Raw genomic sequence first — 17,968 nt, forward strand, 5'->3', positions numbered from 1 at the left:
GCGGACCTATATGACAATAAAATAATAAGCGCGATGATAGGAAAAATAGTAGTGGTTGTTTCCCTGTAACAGAGAGCTGGTGGTTGGTGTGAACCAGTACATAAACAAACATGAATTACAGTCCTGGAGCATCTTTTTCGTAGTAAAGATGATGTCTTTATGAAGGGAAAGACGGTCAGTGTGATCGTTAACAAAGAAGAGAGGTAGACAATTTTGTCTGCAACTAGGGTGGTACCGCGATAATAATCGTCCCTACTGATTGGATCAGTAGGGGTTTTTTGTATATTTTTCACAAGGAATCGTTACCAACCTTCTTTTGTTACAAATATTAGGTTTAGAAAATAGGGAATTTTCAATCCCCTATTATAAATTTTCAAATGATACAAGGAGGAATTTTCAATGGGAAATCATGAATTAGAACAATTACGTAAACAGGTGGATGAAATTAACTTACAACTTCTGCACTTATTAAATGAGCGTGCAAAGGTTGTTCAAGAAATTGGTCAACAAAAGAAACTGCAAGGTACGAAACGCTTCGATCCTGTTCGTGAGCGTGAAGTACTTGATATGATTGCTGAACATAACGAAGGGCCATTTGAAACATCTACAGTGCAACATATTTTCAAAACAATTTTTAAAGCAAGTTTAGAATTGCAAGAAGATGACAATCGTAAAGCATTATTAGTTTCACGTAAAAAGAAACAAGAAAACACAGTTGTTGATGTAAAAGGTGAATTATTAGGTAGCGGTGTACAAACATTTATTATGGGACCTTGCGCAGTTGAAAGTTTAGATCAAGTTCGCCAAGTTGCTCAGGCAATGAAAGAACAAGGTATAAAATTAATGCGCGGCGGTGCGTTCAAACCGAGAACATCCCCTTACGATTTCCAAGGATTAGGAATAGAGGGTTTGCAAATTTTACGCCAAGTAGCAGACGAGTTTGATTTAGCAATCATTAGTGAAATCTTAAATCCAAATGATGTAGAAATGGCGCTTGATTATGTTGATGTGATTCAAGTAGGCGCTCGTAATATGCAAAACTTTGATTTATTAAGAGCTGTTGGAAAGGTAAATAAACCAGTATTATTAAAACGTGGTTTAGCAGCGACAATTGATGAGTTTGTCCATGCAGCAGAATACATTATTGCACAAGGAAACGATCAAATTATTTTATGTGAGCGTGGTATTCGCACATACGAAAAAGCAACGCGTAATACACTTGATATTTCAGCAGTACCAATTTTAAAGAAAGAAACACATTTACCGGTTGTTGTGGATGTAACACATTCAACAGGACGAAAAGACTTACTTCTTCCAACTGCGAAAGCAGCACTAGCAATCGGTGCAGATGCAGTTATGGCAGAAGTGCATCCAGACCCAGCGGTTGCATTATCAGATTCCGCACAGCAAATGGATATTCCACAGTTCCATGCATTCATGGAAGAGTTAAAAGGATTTAAAAATAAGTTATCATAATTAAATAGATATTGCGTTGAAAGGAAAACAGTAGTATTTATCTCCTTGTTACAGAGAGCTGATGGTTGGTGGAAATCAGTACAAAGGTAAATGTGAATTACAGCCCTGGAGCATCTTTTTCGTAGTAAAGATAGAAGTCTTTATGAAGGGAAAGACGGTCAATATGATCGTTAACAATAAAAAGAGATAGACATACTTGTCTATAACTAGGGTGGTACCGCGATATCATCGCCCCTACTGAGCTGAATCAGTAGGGGCTTTTTTATAGGGTGAACTTCCAGTAGTGGAGAGGCTACATATAAGCTTTCGCTGTCTAAAAGTAGCAGGATAAAATCGTAAAGGGGAAACAAAGATGAGATATATAACAGCTGGAGAATCACATGGTCCGCAGTTGACAGTTATTTTGGAGGGTGTTCCTTCTGGTCTTTCTTTAACTGCGGAAGATATTAATATAGAGTTATTAAGACGACAAAAAGGTCACGGCCGCGGAAGACGTATGCAAATTGAAACGGATACTGTTGAAATTGTAAGTGGTGTGCGTCATGGCTATACGCTTGGTTCGCCAATTACATTAGTTGTGAAAAATGATGATTTCAAGCATTGGACAAAAGTAATGAGCGCTGAACCGATTTCTGAACAAGAAAGTAAAGAAATGAAACGAACGATTACAAAACCACGTCCAGGGCATGCTGATTTAAATGGAGCAATTAAATATGGTCATCGTGATATACGTAATGTATTGGAGCGTTCTTCAGCAAGAGAGACGACTGTGAGAGTAGCGGTAGGAGCTATTGCAAAAAAGATTTTAACAGAATTAGGAGTAACTATCGCAGGGCATGTGCTTGAAATTGGTGGTGTGAAAGCCAAGCAAGTTCCACATGTATCATTAGCAGAGCTGCAGGTTATTTCAGAAAACTCATCTGTTCGCTGCTTAGATCAAGAAGCAGAGCAAGCGATGATGGAAGCGATTGATGCAGCGAAAAGTAATGGAGATTCCATTGGCGGAATCGTTGAGGTAATTGCTGAAGGCATGCCGATTGGTGTTGGGAGTTACGTTCATTATGACCGGAAATTAGATGCAAAATTAGCTGCAGCCATCATGAGTATTAATGCGTTTAAAGGTGCTGAAATTGGCATTGGTTTTGAGGCATCCTGGCAACCAGGGAGTGCTGTTCATGATGAAATTTTATGGGATGAAGAAACGGGTTACACACGAAAAACGAATAACGCTGGCGGGTTAGAAGGCGGGATGACAACAGGTATGCCAATTGTTGTGAGAGGTGTTATGAAACCAATTCCTACATTATATAAACCACTGGCAAGTGTAGATATTGACACAAAGGAAACGTTTCAAGCAAGTATTGAACGTTCAGATAGCTGTGCAGTACCAGCAGCAAGTGTAGTAGCAGAATCAGTTGTTGCGTGGGAGCTGGCAACTACATTAGTAGAACAGTTTGGGAAAGATCGTATGGATCTTATTAAACATAATATTGCTCAGCATAACAAGTACGCAAAAGAATTTTAAAAAGGAGGGATTTTCGTGAAAGTAAAAGAACAATTAGGAACACTGCAACCATATAAACCGGGTAAATCGGCAAAACAAATGCAAGAAGATTATGGTTTTCATTCATTTGTAAAATTAGCTTCAAATGAAAATCCATTTGGCTGTTCACCTCGTGTTATGGAAGGGTTACAAGGAGAGTGGAATGAACATGCTTTATACCCAGACGGGGGAGCGGTTGAACTCCGTCAAACAATTGCGGAAAAACTACATGTTAAAAAGGAAGAAATTTTATGTGGAAGTGGGCTTGATGAAGTGATTCAAATCATTAGCCGAACGATGCTTTGTCAAGGAGATAATGTCGTTACGGCTGGAGAAACATTTCCGCAATATCGTCATCACGCAGTAATCGAGGGGTGTGAGGTGAAGGAAGTTCCGTTGCAGAATGGAACTTATAACTTAGATGAAATTGCGTCAGCAATCGATGGGAAAACAAAGATTGTTTGGATTTGTAACCCGAATAATCCAACAGGAACATATGTAAATGACCGAAAATTACGTGAATTTATGAGGGAAGTTCATAAAGAAACATTGGTTGTGATTGATGAAGCATATTATGAATATGTCACAGCGAGTGATCTTCCAGATACAATTTCATTATTAAAAGAGTATAAGAACCTTCTTATATTAAGAACATTTTCAAAAGCGTATGGATTAGCTGCATTTCGAGTTGGTTATGCAATTGGGAATGAAGCAATAATTGAGAAATTGAATGTCGTTCGCCTTCCATTTAATGTGTCAGCACTTGCACAAAAAGCAGCAGTGCTTGCATGGAACGATGAACAGTTTTTACAAAAGACAATTCGTGCAAATCGAGAAGGCTTGGAGCAATATGAAAGATTTTGCAAAGAAAATGAAATTTCGTTTTATTCGTCTCAAACAAATTTTATCTTTCTACCGTTAGAAGATGCACAAACAGTTTATGAACTTTGTGCACACGCTGGGTATATCATTCGTCCGTTTCCGAATGGTGTTCGGATCACGATTGGCACGAGTGAGCAAAATGAAGGAGTGATTGCAGTGTTAACACAACATTTTAATAATAGTAGGTCTCGAGATGAGGCGCATGTGTAAAAAAGTTGTATTAATTGGAACAGGACTAATTGGCGGTTCACTTGCTTTAGCAATTAAGCGAGAACATAGTGTAACCATTACTGGTTATGACATTCAAAGTGAACAAGTAAAACGTGCAAAACGATTGAATGTAATCGATGAAGTGGGAGTGGACTTAAAGACAATGTGTGAAGAAGCACATTTAATTATCTTTGCATCTCCTGTCGAAGAAACAACAAAATTGCTTAGAAAACTTGCTTCATATCAATTGCGTGAAGATGTTATCGTTACGGATGTCGGGAGTACAAAAGGAACAATTATGAATGAAGCTGAGACGTTACTAGAAAACGGTATTACGTTTATTGGTGGGCATCCGATGGCAGGATCTCATAAAACGGGTGTAGAAAGTGCGAAGGCACACTTATTTGAAAATGCCTACTACATTTTAACGCCAATGAATACTGTTCAGACGGAGAAAGTCGAACAATTAAAGGCTTGGTTAAAGGGAACGCGTTCGCATTTTCTTGTGTTAAATACAGAGGAACATGATTATGTAACAGGTGTTGTGAGTCATTTTCCGCATTTAATTGCTGCAGGCTTAGTTAAACAAGTAGAAAAACATGCGGGTGACAATCCATTGATTCATATGCTGGCAGCTGGCGGTTTTAAAGATATTACCCGCATCGCTTCTAGTAGTCCGAAAATGTGGAGTGATATTGTAAGACAAAACCGTACTCATTTATTACAGTTATTAGAGGAATGGATTATGGAAATGAAGCAATTACAGCATACAGTCGCAGAAGGAGATGCAGAAGTACTACACACTTACTTTGCGAATGCAAAAGAATACCGTGATTCCATGCCTGTTCGTAAAAGCGGTGCGATTCCTGCTTATCATGATTTATACGTTGATGTTTTAGATAAAGTAGGGGCGTTAGCGCATATTACAAGCATACTTGCAAAGCAAGAGATTAGTATTACAAACTTGCAAATACTAGAAGCGCGTGAAGGATTACTCGGGGTGTTACGTATTAGCTTTCAAACAGAAGAGGATCGTATGAGAGCAACGCAATCTTTACAGCATGAACAGTATCAAACATATGAAAATATTTAAATGAAAGAAGGTGCCGTAACAAATATGAAAACTGTACAAACAGCTATAGAAGGTTTGCAAGGAAAGATTATTATTCCAGGTGATAAATCAATTTCGCATCGTTCTGTCATGTTTGGCGCAATCGCCCACGGAAAAACAACGATTAAAGGTTTTTTACCAGGAGCAGACTGTTTAAGTACTATTTCTTGTTTTCGCGAGATGGGCGTATCGATAACGCAAAACGGAGATGAAGTAGAGATAATTGGAGCAGGAATTGAAGGTTTACAAGAAGCGAAGCGAGTACTTGATGTTGGGAATTCTGGTACAACGATTCGTTTATTGCTTGGAATATTAGCGAATACAAATCTTCATTTTTGTTTGCAAGGTGATGCTTCAATTGGAAAACGACCAATGAAACGCGTTACAAAACCGCTTAGTCTAATGCGAGCAACAATTGATGGAAGAGAAGACGGAACGTATACACCGCTAACGATACGAGGAGGAAATCTTCAAGCGATTGATTATATTTCACCTGTTGCAAGTGCTCAAGTAAAATCTGCTATTTTATTAGCAGGCCTTAGAGCGCAGGGTGTAACAAGTGTTACAGAACCTCATATATCACGAGATCATACGGAAAGAATGCTTCAAGCATTTGGTGTACAAGTAAAACGAGATGGAACAAAAGTTTCAATAGAAGGTGGGCAACAGCTAAAAGGTACGAACATTCATGTACCAGGAGACATTTCATCGGCTGCATTTTTCCTAGTAGGCGGTGCCATCACTCCGAATAGCAAACTTACATTAAAAAATGTTGGAATCAATCCAACAAGAACGGGAATTATCGATGCTCTTACAAAAATGGGAGCAAAGTTAGAAATTGAACAATATGATACAGATGCTGCAGAACCTGCTGCTAATCTTATAATTGAAACATCAAAGTTAAAAGGAATTGAGATTGGCGGCGATATGATTCCAAAATTAATTGATGAAATTCCAATTATCGCTCTTGCAGCAACGCAAGCAGAAGGTATTACAATTATCAAAGATGCACATGAATTAAAAGTGAAGGAAACAAATCGAATTGATACCGTTGTAGAAGAATTAACAAAATTAGGGGCGCGTATAGAAGCAACGAACGATGGTATGATTATTTATGGGAAAACATCATTAAAGGGAAATACCGTAAATAGTCATGGTGATCATCGGATTGGAATGATGCTTGCAGTGGCTGGATGCATTGCTGAGGGAGAAACATTAATTCAGGATGCGGAAGCTGTTGGAGTATCGTATCCGGGATTTTTTGAAGAAATTGAGAAATTGAAGTTAGAAACCCGGTAGATTGATATAAAATCTATCGGGTTTTCATTTGAAAGATTTATGTTTTCTGATTATTGTGTTATATTTCATTGTGCATGTGCAGTTAGTAATACGATGGAGGGAGAGCGGGAGCATGGAAGTAACTCAATTATTAGAAGAACAACATCGAGAGGCAGTCAGACTATCTGAATATGCCTTTCAATATAAAGTACCAGAAGATCAAATTGAAAAACGTCTTCAGCTTTTTAAAAAGTATCATCAAATATTTGGGATATTAGAAGGAAAAGAGCTTGCCGCAAAATTACACCTAATTCCGTTTGAAATCTTTTTAGGTGAAGAAAAGTTCAAAATGGGTGGAATTGCAGGGGTAGCTACATATCCAGAATTTAGACGCAATGGGTATGTAAAAAAACTATTAAAGTACGTATTAGAGACAATGAGACAAGATGGTTATAGCGTTTCAATGCTACACCCATTTTCTGTTTCTTTTTATAGGAAGTATGGATGGGAATTGTTTGCGAATCGCCTTGTTTGCTCATTATCAAAAGCTGATTTAATCATGAAAGAACACGTACCAGGAAGTATAAAACGTTTTAATAAGGAATCACATTTGAAAGAGGTTGAAATTGTATATGAGCAATTTGCAAAAAGATATTCTGGTATGTTAGTTCGTAATCAGGATTTCTGGTTGGATTTTGTTTATGGTGATCTGCATGCAGCTGTTTATTATAATCAAGTTGATGAACCTACAGGTTATATACTTTATAAAATAGAGAGTTCTAAGATGAAAGTAGAAGAATTTGTGCCATTAAACAGTGAGGCTAGAAGCGGTTTATGGAATTTTATTTGTCAGCATGATTCGATGATTCAAGAGCTTGAAATGATTGTTCATGAAAAAGAACCATTGCTGTTTTCACTGCAAGAGCCTCGTGTTAAGGCTGAAATAAAACCTTACTTTATGGTTAGAATCGTAGATGTTGAGCGTTTTATTAAGCAATATCCATTTGCTTGGGAACATAACGAGGAAGAGCTTATTTTACATATTTCTGATTCATTTGCACCTTGGAATAATCAGACAGTCTTATTACGAGATAAAGAGGTAGTTATGGTAAAAGAAGAAGAAGCTATAGCGTTGAAAGAAAAAGGCGTACACCTAAATATTAATGCTTTGTCTACAGCTCTTTTCGGCTATAGAAGTCCATGGGAATTAAATCAAATAGGTATCATTTCCGGAACAGAAGAAGACATAAATCAATTTGAAAACTTGATTCCTTCCCAGCAACCATTTATTTATGATTTCTTTTAATTGCTGTGAATAGATAAAGAACATAAAAAGTGCTATGTGAAAATAGCGCTTTTTATGTTCTTAAAAATTAAATGGTTCATCAATATTTTCTATATATTGTAGGAATGTGATGGTAATAATAGCTGACTTGTGGATGTGTTACTGATAAGTGAATGGGTGGATATGGCCAAATGAAAGGCGTTACAACTCCTACAACGGGGCTTGCTGTATGAATAGCAGCAACGTGAACGGCAGAAGGGGTTGCTACAGGAATGCCAGCAACAACCCTTGTTAGAAAGAGGTTCATAATATGTTCACTCCAATGGATCATGTATGAAATAGTATATTCTTTCGTTTGTTTGAAGTGTGCAGGTGAATTTTAATTAGGATTGTAAAGGTTCTTTTTCTTGTTTGTAATTTCTACCTTCAGGAAGTGGTTATTTCACTTTTACTCCATCGATAAGAGCATTCAATTGTTTACAGTTCATTAAAAAAAATGCTATGTACTCATATCTTCAGTTTGTATTCTGAATATATATAGCGCCCGTTCAATTTCTATTTATTTTTAATAATATTTATTTTATAATAATTATAATTAAATTGTATTTCTTATTTGGAGGTGGCGATGAAAAATTATAGATTTTATTCATTTTGGATAGCTCAAACAAGCATCTCATTAGCTGATGTCGTATACATCATGGTCATTACGACTTATATTTATCAGAAAACAGAATCTGTATTATTCGCTTCTTTATTTCCTTTTTTTAAGGCCCTTACAAGATTAATAGCTGGCTTGTCAGCACCACTAATCCTACAAAATACTTCTATGTCAAAAACACTTGTAAACTTACAAATTACTAAAACCATTTTGATCACTTTATTACTATTAGGATTTACATTCTTAACTTCTCATATTTATATTTTATTCGCTTACATATTGATACTTTCTTTCGTAGAAGGATGGGGGAGTCCTTTATTAAATTCTATAGTTCCCCAAATTGTTTTAAAGGAAGAGCTCGTGAAAGCTAATAGCTTGTTAAGTATTTCTAATCAAGCGGTACAAATTGGCGGTTATACTCTGACAGGACTTATTGTCGTAAAAATAGGACATATTCCTACTTTACTAATAACGGCTGTCTTGTTATGGATTTCTATCGTTTGTTTGTATATAGCAATTCGCTCTTTTTATGATCAGATAACACAAAATCATGAGGCATCCAAATGGACCCTTATGAAGGAAGGGTGGATTCACCTTTGGAGTAACTCAACCTTGCGATTGGTTACGTTAATGGATGTAATTGAAGGGATTGCAGGTCAAATATGGGTTGGTGCGATTACATTGGTTTATGTAAAGGAGGTACTTCACAAAGGAGAGCAATGGTGGGGTTACATTAACGCTAGTTATTATATCGGTACAATTGTAGGAGGGTTTATAACAATATATCTAGCGAAAAAGATTCAAAAAAATCTTATACTCAGTATGGTAGCAGGATCTTTTTTATTTAGCATTCTTACTTTGTTATATGGGCTTAGTAGTATTCCTGTCTTATCACTTATACTCTGTATTGCCATGGGGCCGGCATATCAAATACGGGATGTAGCACAGCAAACTGCATTTCAAACAAATATAGAGGTGTCATTACTTCCAAAAGTATATGCATCTCGTAGCGTGCTGCTATCAACGATTTCGAGTCTTTCTATTTTTATAATTGCCCTTATAGCTGAATACCTGGGTATCAGAATGGTTTATATATTTGGAGCTATACTTATTTGTATTTCGGCTGGACTATCTTTTGTTTTACTTAAAACGAAAAACGAGAAAATGAATGTTCATAATACAATTGGATAGAGCCGAGAAAATATGAATTTACAATGTAAAGGAAATCCTAATTCCTCGTTTATAAAACCGAGAAATTGACAACGGAAACGACTGAGCGTTCCGGCACAAAAGCCAGAAACAAGGGTTGGGAGGCTGCTGTTTCGACTATTGAGATGGCAAATTTAAATCGCCAACGCCCGTCTTTATAATAAAGTGAATGGATAGATTTCTTCAGATTATCGGCACCCCCATTTCATTGAGAGACTTGAATGGGGGTATTGTCGTGTATAGGGCAAGTTTCAAGTTGAATATGTTTCTTCCATATCTAGCTTGTCAGTTTCTTTAAATTCGTGGCAACAATCGTTAAACATTACTTAATATTAAAGAGCGAGAAGCAAGATTCTAATGAGAGTGTTCTTTTCATGTAAAGAGTGGCTGGGCAACAATTGGATAGAGCTTCCCATTTAAGGCAAAGGAAATCGCTCGTGTCTCCTCAGATACAACTAGTGCAAGAGCATCGCTTTGTTCCGTTACTCCCAGCGCGGCACGATGCCGTGTCCCTACTTTCTTTTTCCCTAGATCTTTTATCGTTAAAGGAAGAACGTTCGCTGCTGAAACAATTTCATTAGCCCGGATTAAAACAGCACCGTCATGAAGAGGATTTCCAGGATAAAATATGGACTCCAATAGAGTTGAAGTTACAGCAGCTCCTACCATTGTTCCTTTTTGAATGATGGCATCAAGTGGGTCGCGACGTTCGACAACAATCAAAGCACCATGCCCCTGTTCAGATAGATGTTGAACACAGCTAGATAAGTCTTTGTACGTGTCAGTATAAGATGATAAATAACAATTTAGATAAAAAGAAGCGGCTATTGATTGAGTATGTAAAAAATTTCCCTTAATCTCTTGAAGGTTGCCTAGTGTGCAATAATTTTCATTTCCCAGCATGTTTAAGTTATGTTGAAGTGCTTGGATAATTTGTTGTATATTTTCTGCAATCCGTTGTTTCATAGGTGAAAAATCGCAATCTGTATACTTCATGTGCATATACCTCCACTTGTTATTTATGATAGTGTGTAGTTGCTTGAATTAGCATCATCGAACGGTAAATTTCTAAGCAACACATCTTCTTTTTTAGGTATGGTGATACCTAAATGCCTATATCCTATCTTCACTAATTCATACTTCTTAACAAGGAGGGACTTGGCAGGAAGAATCCAGGGATCTTCAAATCATATCTTGTGGGTTCCATTCTTGTTCAATTTAGTGTAGTTGAAGATAGTATCAGTAAGTTATTCGGTTAATATAACTTGTTAATTTTAACCGAATCATTCAATGAGGTTGAAGTAATCGCGGCCAGCATTAAAGGAGGAGAGGCATATAAGAAAGAGACAGGCAGAGATTTAGGAGCATGATTTTGGATCGGGATGTCTACTTGATTTCCATTAATTTTATATACAATATGTTATGATTTAATAATTTTAATCATCGGAAGCTGACCTTTTCTTCTAGGTGACAATTTTTTAGTATCTCTTTTTGCTTAAGAGCTTCATGGGGAAGTTCTTGGATATATTTTATATATTTGATTAAATTAGATATTTTCGTCTAGAAATAATCTTTTGATTTCGATGTGCCTTTTAAAGTCTGCTTCAAAACTTATGAATTATTGATCTGTTTCATCAAGTCCATTAAATTTCAATGTCATATCTCCTTTCCCTCATTAATATAATTAACTTTTCCTCATTAATAAGTATTTTTAGAATGAACCAAGTTTCGATTAAGTATAAAAAGTTCATGTGTATTTATAATAACACTATAATGATTACTCTAAAAGTGAAGGCGGCACCTGTGAAAGCCATCAGTATCGTCATGTTAATTCTACTCGCTTCATTAAAAAGCGAGTACGTTCTATGATAGGATTCAAATCCTTTCAGACAGCCAAAAAGAACAGATTGATTTAAGGGATTAGTCTGTCCAAAATCAGAAAGAATCCATCCATCAATAATGGGGATGCTATTGCGAAAAGAGGTGAGGAAAATGTTCCGAGTTATGATTCAGTTATTAATAATTTTTCTTTCTTCAATTTTATTATGTGTTGCTTATAATGTTTTTCTTATACCTAATAAAATTCTTAGCGGTGGGGTCACTGGAGTCGCAATGATTCTAGGACATCTGTTCCCTTTAAATACAGGGATTATGATTTCTCTTCTAAATTTACCTATTTTTATCCTGGGATATTTTAAACTTGGAAAGAAATTTATCTTTTACAGTATATTTTCGGTTGTTACAACAACTATCTTTATGCAATATATCCCAGTTTATAAGATAACATCCAATCCTCTTCTTGCTTCAGTATTCGGAGGAGTTTTTGGGGGAGTTGCTATCGGATTAATATTTCGATCTTCAGGATCAACAGGCGGATTCGACATCATTTCATTCGTAATTAGAAAAAAACGCGACATTCCAGTAGGAGCATTGGGTTTCATTCTAAATACAGTGGTTATTGCAATTTCTGGTTTTATTTTTGGGTGGGAAAATGCGTTATATACTATTATATTCATTTATGCAACCGGGCGGCTCGTTGACGTAGTTCATACTACCCAATTAAAGTTAACCCTGACTATAATTTCATCGAAGCCAAATAACATCAAACAAGAACTGCTTCCTCATTTTAATCGGGGAATGACAATTTGGGAAGCGAAAGGGGCTTTTACTGACGAAAAAAAGGGAGTTATCATGATGGTAATTACTCGCTACGAGTTATCAGATGTAAAAGATTTTATTCGCAAGATTGATCCAAAGGCTTTCGTAAATATTACACAAACAGTCGATGTGGTAGGGGTATTTCGAAGAGAATAATGAGCTGGTCATTTATGCAACCTAGAGCCGCATATAAGGATAGGAAGAATTTATCTCTGACGGTATGTCTTAGATCTTATAAGCATTGTGTTTATAATTATAGAAGCTAAGTTATTTCCATAAGGAATAAGGGCTGCACTTGAAATAATTTCACCCTAATCTATTTTATGCCCATATACAATACCTACTGACATAATTGTATTGATTTCATTCTCATCATAATCCCAACCAACTGAAGCTGAAAGAGCAATAAGTCTAGGTATTTCTTCTTTACAAAATTTATATATTTGAAACTCAATTTGACTCTGCACTACAAATCCCTCCGCCTTCTATAGGTCTCAATACATGACAATTCCATTTTATCAATAACTTTTAAAACTTTAATATCCAAAAGCTAGATAAACAAAGCTAATAGAGTAATTTTATATTTAAGACTCTTTAGTAGCGTAAAGATGAGTTAATTGTTTACTTATAATAGTTTTCTTCATATCAATAACTTTAGCTATTTAATTTTTTGTTATTTGTGGAAAAGATACGAAAAAAAGTTTTGAAAAGCTTTTTATAAGAAAATAGAGGAGAATATTTATAAATAGACTCATATTTCCAAGCATCAAAATTAGAAGTTTTGTGTTGTATCTTTAAACCATTGGAATCATTTCGATTGTTATGATAGCTCATACATTCACATCTCCTTTGATGGTATTGTCTACGCGTTTTGAACAAAAAGTTATGCTTCCTGAGCTTCTTTCAGAATAGTAATATACATTTGTAGGAAGAGAATCGTATTTAGACGACATTTAATATATAGGATAGTGAAGTGAAATTTATGAGAGAAAGACGAGGAATTGCCGCAGAAAGCTCTTTGATTTCCTTGCAGAAAATGAATCTATCGTTGCTATTCATTCAAGTTCTACTATATAATAGCAATAGTCTAAAATAAGTGAGTCGTAAGCTGCGACTTTTAAGGCAATTGGCGAGAAAACGCTGAAAACAGCGGTATTACTAGGAGGAACTACATGATTACAGTAAGTAACGTAAGTTTACGTTTTGCAGATCGTAAGCTTTTTGAAGATGTTAATATAAAATTTACACCAGGTAACTGTTACGGTTTAATCGGAGCAAACGGTGCTGGTAAATCTACATTCTTAAAAATTCTATCCGGTGAAATTGATCCATCAACAGGAGATGTTCATATTACACCAGGTGAGCGTTTAGCTGTTTTAAAACAGAATCACTTTGAATATGAAGAATTCCCAGTTTTAGAAACAGTTATTATGGGGCATACACGTCTTTATGAAGTAATGCAAGAGAAGAATGCGATTTACATGAAAGAAGATTTCAGTGATGAAGATGGCATGCGTGCAGCTGAGTTAGAAGGCGAATTTGCTGAGTTAAACGGTTGGGAAGCAGAATCAGAAGCTGCAATTCTTTTAAAAGGATTAGGCATTGGAGAAGACCTTCATGCAAAAAAAATGTCTGAGTTAACAGGGGCAGAGAAAGTAAAAGTATTACTTGCACAAGCATTATTTGGTCAGCCAGATATCTTATTACTAGATGAGCCTACCAACCACTTAGACTTAAAAGCGATTCAATGGTTAGAAAACTTCTTAATGAACTTTGAAAACACAGTTATCGTTGTATCCCATGACCGTCACTTCTTAAACAAAGTATGTACGCACATGGCTGATCTTGACTTTGGTAAAATTCAACTTTACGTTGGTAACTACGACTTCTGGTATGAGTCTAGTCAATTAGCATTAAAATTAACACAAGATGCTAATAAGAAAAAAGAAGAGAAAGTAAAAGAATTACAAAACTTTATTGCACGTTTCAGCTCGAACGCTTCAAAAGCGAAGCAAGCAACTTCTCGTAAGAAATTATTAGATAAAATTACATTAGATGATATTAAACCATCTTCTCGTCGTTATCCGTTCGTTGGTTTTACACCAGAACGTGAAGTAGGTAATGATTTATTAACAGTAGAAGGCATCTCAAAAACTATTGACGGTGAAAAAGTATTAGATAACGTGTACTTCACTTTAAATAAAGGTGATAAAGTTGCATTTATCGGCCGCAATGATATTGCGATGACAACATTATTCAAAATCTTGATGGGTGAAATGGAGCCGGATAGTGGTTCATTTAAATGGGGTGTAACAACATCTCAAGCATACTTCCCACGAGATAACTCTGAGTTCTTCAAAAATAGTGAGTATAACTTAGTAGAGTGGTTGCGTCAATTCTCACCACAAGACGAGTCTGAAAGTTTCTTACGCGGCTTCTTAGGTCGTATGCTATTCTCTGGTGAAGAAGTAAAGAAAAATGTATCTGTTTTATCTGGAGGAGAGAAAGTGCGTTGTATGCTTTCTAAAATGATGTTAAGCGGTGCAAACGTATTAACATTTGATGATCCAACAAACCATTTAGACCTTGAGTCTATTACAGCATTAAACAACGGTTTAATGGCATTTAAAGGTACAATTCTATTTACATCTCATGATCATCAGTTCGTTCAAACGATTGCAAACCGAATTATTGAAGTAACGCCAAGCGGTGTTGTTGATAAACAAACGTCATATGATGAGTATTTAGAAAACGAAGAGCTTCAAAAACAAGTAGCAGCGATGTATAAAGAAGCAAAATAAATGCTAGCATCCCCTTATATGGAGGGGATGCTTTTTTATGTTTTATGGAATAGGTAAAATTGATGCTGCATAATAAGAGGAGTCTTTGCTTTTTAAAAAGAATAGATAGTAAATATTTTAGAAAGTTGAAGGGAATGAAATGCATGAAAGATTTGAAAGAAAGTGCACAACGGGTACAAAATAAATTGTTAGAGCTAGGATATGCAAATCAAGTAATAGAATTACCAGAAAGCGCAAGAACTGCTCAAGAGGCAGCAGAAGCAATTGGCTGTAAAGTTGCGCAAATTGGTAAATCGATTATTTTTAGGCTCAAAACGATTGATAAACCACTGTTAGTTGTCGCGAGTGGAACAAATCGAATTAATGAAAAGCAAATTACGAAACAGCTAGATGATACATTAGGAAAAGCTGATGCTGATTTTGTACGTAAGCATACTGGATTTGTAATCGGAGGTGTTCCGCCATTAGGACATACAGAGCCTATTATGACATTCATTGATGAAGATCTTTTGCAGTACGATGTGATTTGGGCTGCTGCAGGGCACCCGAAAGCAATATTTCGTTTAACACCTGATGAACTAGTACAAATGACAAAGGGTCAAGTAATTTGTATAAAGTGAGCTATTAAAATGGAATGCACATTAAAACAATAAACTACCTGTTTCTATATTCAGTGGAGGGACAGGTAGTTTATTGTTTCTTAATTTCACCTTTCAATATGTCACAAGTCAGGAGGTCAAATCGTTTTAAGGGTAAAGGGGGAATTAAAATGAAACATATTGTTATTTTAGGCGGAGGCTTTGCTTGTATTATTTGAACAATTGAATCCAATTGAAAGAGCAATCTTTATACTCCGTGAAATTTTGGAATATGACTATGAAATAATTGCTGAAATTGTACAAAAAAGGAAGTGAATTGCCGTAAGATTTTAAGTAGAATGAAAAAAATGCTTCCAGAACTTGAAAAGCACATTGAGGTTGAAAATGTAAAGGTAAATCATGAACAAGTTATCACATGTTTTATAAATGCTATTCAGCAGGGAAATACAAATCAAGTTATGGAAGTTCTTCGGGAAGATGTTGCTTACTATGCAGATGGCGGCGGAAAAGTAAAAGCTGCAGTAAAACCTATATACGGTGCAGTGCGTGTAAAACAACTTCTTATTTCTTTAGCAACTAAATTTCTTACGAATCAAGAAGACTACTCTATGATGCAAATAGAAGTAAATGGTTGGAGTGGAATTGTAATAAGAAATCATATAGGAATACAGGCAGTACTGAGTTTTGAATTTGAAAGAAATAAAATTAAATCCATTTATATTATTTTAAATCCTGATAAGTTAAGACATTTGCATATTGATACGCATTCAGCTAGTTAAGAAAGGAATTATATTACTAGGAATTGTTAATGATGGTTCATTTGCTTTGCGAACTGGATATGATTTAATTTCACATACTGTATGAAAAATATAATTTTATCCGTATTAAAGAGCAATAAGTCCTCTATTGATGAAAGTTTCACTTTATTATGAAAATATAAAAGGCTTACATTCTTTATAATAGAATGTAAGCCTTTTACCATGTTAAATTCGTTTATCGTGCCAAAAATTTAATGGGAAATGTTCATTTTCATTATAACTATCAAGCTCATAACCTTTTTCCTTTAACCCTTTAATAATAGCAGGTACAGCAGAAATGGATTGCGGATGAATATCGTGTAAAAGAATGATTTCATTGTTTGATTTTGCACCATCAAGTACATGTTGTACAATTTGAGCAGAAGCAGCATCCACTGGTATTTTATTATATTTCCAATCTAAAGAATCAATTGTCCAGTCCCATACTCGCAAATCATTTTCAACGACTTGATTTCGTTCGGCTTCAGTAAGACCTGGCATTGAACCGTATGGTGGACGTGTTAATTTTGGTGCATATCCAATAATATTGGCAATTAATGCTTGATCCTCTTTCATTTCATTTACGTAACCGCCTTGTTTGTACAATTTATTATAGTCATGAGACATACTGTGCATCCCAACATAGTGTCCTTCTGATATTTCACGTTTTACTAAATCGGGATATGCTTTAACATTGGAACCGACCAGGAAAAAAGTAGCTTTCGCATCGTTTTGTTTTAGTATATCCAATAATTGAGCTGTGTACTTTCCTGGTCCATCGTCAAAAGTAAGATAAGCAACTTTTCTAACTTGACCATTATATTGTTCGGGTGCTTGCTTTGGAGCCAGTGAAGTTTGTATTTCACTTACTAGCTGAACTGATTGTGAGGAATCTTCTGTACTCGCATTTACAATGTATTTTGCTCCTCCGGATACTCCATATATGCACGAAATTCCTACGCACATAATAAAAGCTCTTTTAAATAAGGTTACAAGAGATGGTTTGCTACGCATACATGTCCTTCTTTCTATTTCTATAATTCCATTCCATTCCATTCTATTATATTAGTAATTGTATGTATAGTATTGTAAAAAAATATGTTTACATGAATGAAAGGGATTAATGGCGCGCATGTGAGATTTTTTTGTTTTTATCATATCTGGCGAGAAGACCCCCACCTCAAGCGCGAAGCAGATAGGTGGGGGATGAATCGCTTTTTTTGTTTTTTTTTAAGTATATAAATAGAAACGTATGTTCCTTTTTGATATGCTTTGTGTATACAAAACAAGAAAGGAGCGTGTCCAATGAAAAAAGCATATTTTTCCATTCGTATCTACAAGAATGCACTGAATCCGAAGTATGTTGAAGCTATTGGACAGGCTCTTTTCGTATTTAATCGTGCGAAGCATTTCGCTTTTCAAACGCAAGTGTTAGAAAAACGTTCTGGCACCTCCAGACGT

16 protein-coding genes, 1 pseudogene and 2 other annotated features are annotated in these 17,968 nt (G+C 35.7%); of the genes and pseudogenes, 13 read left to right on the plus strand and 4 right to left on the minus strand.

The features are described 5' to 3' along the window. Nucleotides 1–24: 24 nt before the first annotated feature. Nucleotides 25–257, plus strand: a binding site (T-box leader). A gap of 142 nt (nucleotides 258–399) precedes the next feature. The 6 genes from CN326_RS05605 to CN326_RS05630 all read left to right on the plus strand — a co-directional run bounded on the left by CN326_RS05605 (nucleotide 400) and on the right by CN326_RS05630 (nucleotide 7,806). Continuing rightward, the gene (locus CN326_RS05605; RefSeq protein ID WP_098307083.1) at nucleotides 400–1,476 is read left to right on the plus strand and encodes a bifunctional 3-deoxy-7-phosphoheptulonate synthase/chorismate mutase; all 1,077 of its coding nucleotides are present in this window, start codon (nucleotides 400–402) and stop codon (nucleotides 1,474–1,476) included. Nucleotides 1,477–1,483: 7 nt separating this feature from the next. Continuing rightward, nucleotides 1,484–1,715, plus strand: a binding site (T-box leader). 113 nt (nucleotides 1,716–1,828) lie between these two features. Next, nucleotides 1,829–3,001 (plus strand): chorismate synthase, encoded by a 1,173-nt coding sequence (gene aroC, locus CN326_RS05610; RefSeq protein WP_098307085.1) that lies wholly within the window; start codon nucleotides 1,829–1,831, stop codon nucleotides 2,999–3,001. Nucleotides 3,002–3,016: 15 nt separating this feature from the next. After that, nucleotides 3,017–4,111 carry a histidinol-phosphate transaminase gene (gene hisC, locus CN326_RS05615; protein WP_098307087.1) on the plus strand — a complete coding sequence of 365 codons (1,095 nt, stop codon included), beginning with the start codon at nucleotides 3,017–3,019 and terminating at the stop codon, nucleotides 4,109–4,111. Continuing rightward, entirely contained in the window at nucleotides 4,104–5,204 is a 1,101-nt protein-coding gene (locus CN326_RS05620; protein ID WP_098307089.1) for a prephenate dehydrogenase, read from the plus strand. The genes hisC and CN326_RS05620 overlap by 8 nt, the downstream gene beginning before the upstream one ends. Nucleotides 5,205–5,228: 24 nt before the next feature. Then, nucleotides 5,229–6,521 carry a 3-phosphoshikimate 1-carboxyvinyltransferase gene (aroA, locus tag CN326_RS05625; protein ID WP_098307113.1) on the plus strand — a complete coding sequence of 431 codons (1,293 nt, stop codon included), beginning with the start codon at nucleotides 5,229–5,231 and terminating at the stop codon, nucleotides 6,519–6,521. Between the two features lie 112 nt (nucleotides 6,522–6,633). After that, on the plus strand, nucleotides 6,634–7,806 hold the full coding sequence (locus tag CN326_RS05630) for a GNAT family N-acetyltransferase (RefSeq protein WP_098307091.1): 1,173 nt from the start codon (nucleotides 6,634–6,636) through the stop codon (nucleotides 7,804–7,806). 79 nt (nucleotides 7,807–7,885) lie between these two features. Here CN326_RS05630 and CN326_RS05635 read toward each other — a convergent pair whose 3' ends face one another. Then, nucleotides 7,886–8,092, minus strand: coding sequence for a hypothetical protein (locus CN326_RS05635; RefSeq protein ID WP_098307093.1), 207 nt, complete (start codon nucleotides 8,090–8,092; stop codon nucleotides 7,886–7,888). 318 nt (nucleotides 8,093–8,410) lie between these two features. Here CN326_RS05635 and CN326_RS05640 point away from each other — a divergent pair, with 318 nt between their 5' ends. Beyond that, a complete protein-coding gene (locus tag CN326_RS05640) occupies nucleotides 8,411–9,634 on the plus strand; it encodes an MFS transporter (protein ID WP_098307095.1) in 1,224 nt (407 codons plus the stop codon). Nucleotides 9,635–10,024: 390 nt separating this feature from the next. On the opposite strand, the gene cdaS is transcribed toward CN326_RS05640, so the two are convergent. After that, nucleotides 10,025–10,648 (minus strand): sporulation-specific diadenylate cyclase CdaS, encoded by a 624-nt coding sequence (gene cdaS / locus CN326_RS05645; protein WP_098307097.1) that lies wholly within the window; start codon nucleotides 10,646–10,648, stop codon nucleotides 10,025–10,027. Nucleotides 10,649–11,466: 818 nt separating this feature from the next. Here cdaS and CN326_RS24080 point away from each other — a divergent pair. Together CN326_RS24080 and CN326_RS05650 are read left to right on the plus strand one after the other, a co-directional pair. Beyond that, a pseudogene (locus CN326_RS24080) lies at nucleotides 11,467–11,576 on the plus strand (IS6 family transposase); the annotation flags it as partial. An 80-nt stretch (nucleotides 11,577–11,656) separates the two neighbouring features. After that, nucleotides 11,657–12,466, plus strand: coding sequence for a YitT family protein (locus CN326_RS05650; protein WP_098307115.1), 810 nt, complete (start codon nucleotides 11,657–11,659; stop codon nucleotides 12,464–12,466). A gap of 155 nt (nucleotides 12,467–12,621) precedes the next feature. Here the strand turns inward: CN326_RS05650 and CN326_RS24955 are convergent, their stop codons facing one another. Continuing rightward, entirely contained in the window at nucleotides 12,622–12,777 is a 156-nt protein-coding gene (locus CN326_RS24955) for a hypothetical protein (protein ID WP_255258097.1), read from the minus strand. A gap of 705 nt (nucleotides 12,778–13,482) precedes the next feature. On the opposite strand from CN326_RS24955, the gene CN326_RS05665 reads away from it, so the two are divergent. The 4 genes from CN326_RS05665 to CN326_RS05680 all read left to right on the plus strand — a co-directional run bounded on the left by CN326_RS05665 (nucleotide 13,483) and on the right by CN326_RS05680 (nucleotide 16,489). Beyond that, complete coding sequence (locus tag CN326_RS05665) at nucleotides 13,483–15,111, plus strand: ABC-F family ATP-binding cassette domain-containing protein (protein WP_098307101.1); 1,629 nt, start codon at nucleotides 13,483–13,485, stop codon at nucleotides 15,109–15,111. Between the two features lie 143 nt (nucleotides 15,112–15,254). Continuing rightward, nucleotides 15,255–15,731, plus strand: a complete 477-nt coding sequence (locus tag CN326_RS05670) for a YbaK/EbsC family protein (RefSeq protein ID WP_098307103.1) — start codon at nucleotides 15,255–15,257, stop codon at nucleotides 15,729–15,731. Between the two features lie 180 nt (nucleotides 15,732–15,911). After that, nucleotides 15,912–16,025, plus strand: a complete 114-nt coding sequence (locus tag CN326_RS25380; protein WP_098307105.1) for a sigma factor-like helix-turn-helix DNA-binding protein — start codon at nucleotides 15,912–15,914, stop codon at nucleotides 16,023–16,025. A gap of 23 nt (nucleotides 16,026–16,048) precedes the next feature. Continuing rightward, nucleotides 16,049–16,489: a sigma-70 family RNA polymerase sigma factor family protein gene (locus CN326_RS05680; RefSeq protein ID WP_098307107.1), complete on the plus strand. Its 441-nt coding sequence runs from the start codon at nucleotides 16,049–16,051 to the stop codon at nucleotides 16,487–16,489. 204 nt (nucleotides 16,490–16,693) lie between these two features. On the opposite strand, the gene CN326_RS05685 is transcribed toward CN326_RS05680, so the two are convergent. Then, entirely contained in the window at nucleotides 16,694–17,521 is an 828-nt protein-coding gene (locus CN326_RS05685) for a peptidoglycan-N-acetylglucosamine deacetylase (protein ID WP_098307109.1), read from the minus strand. Between the last annotated feature and the right edge of the window lie 447 nt (nucleotides 17,522–17,968).

Origin of the sequence: Bacillus sp. AFS018417 (assembly GCF_002560985.1) — a bacterium.
Lineage (GTDB): Bacteria > Bacillota > Bacilli > Bacillales > Bacillaceae_G > Bacillus_A > Bacillus_A rhizoplanae.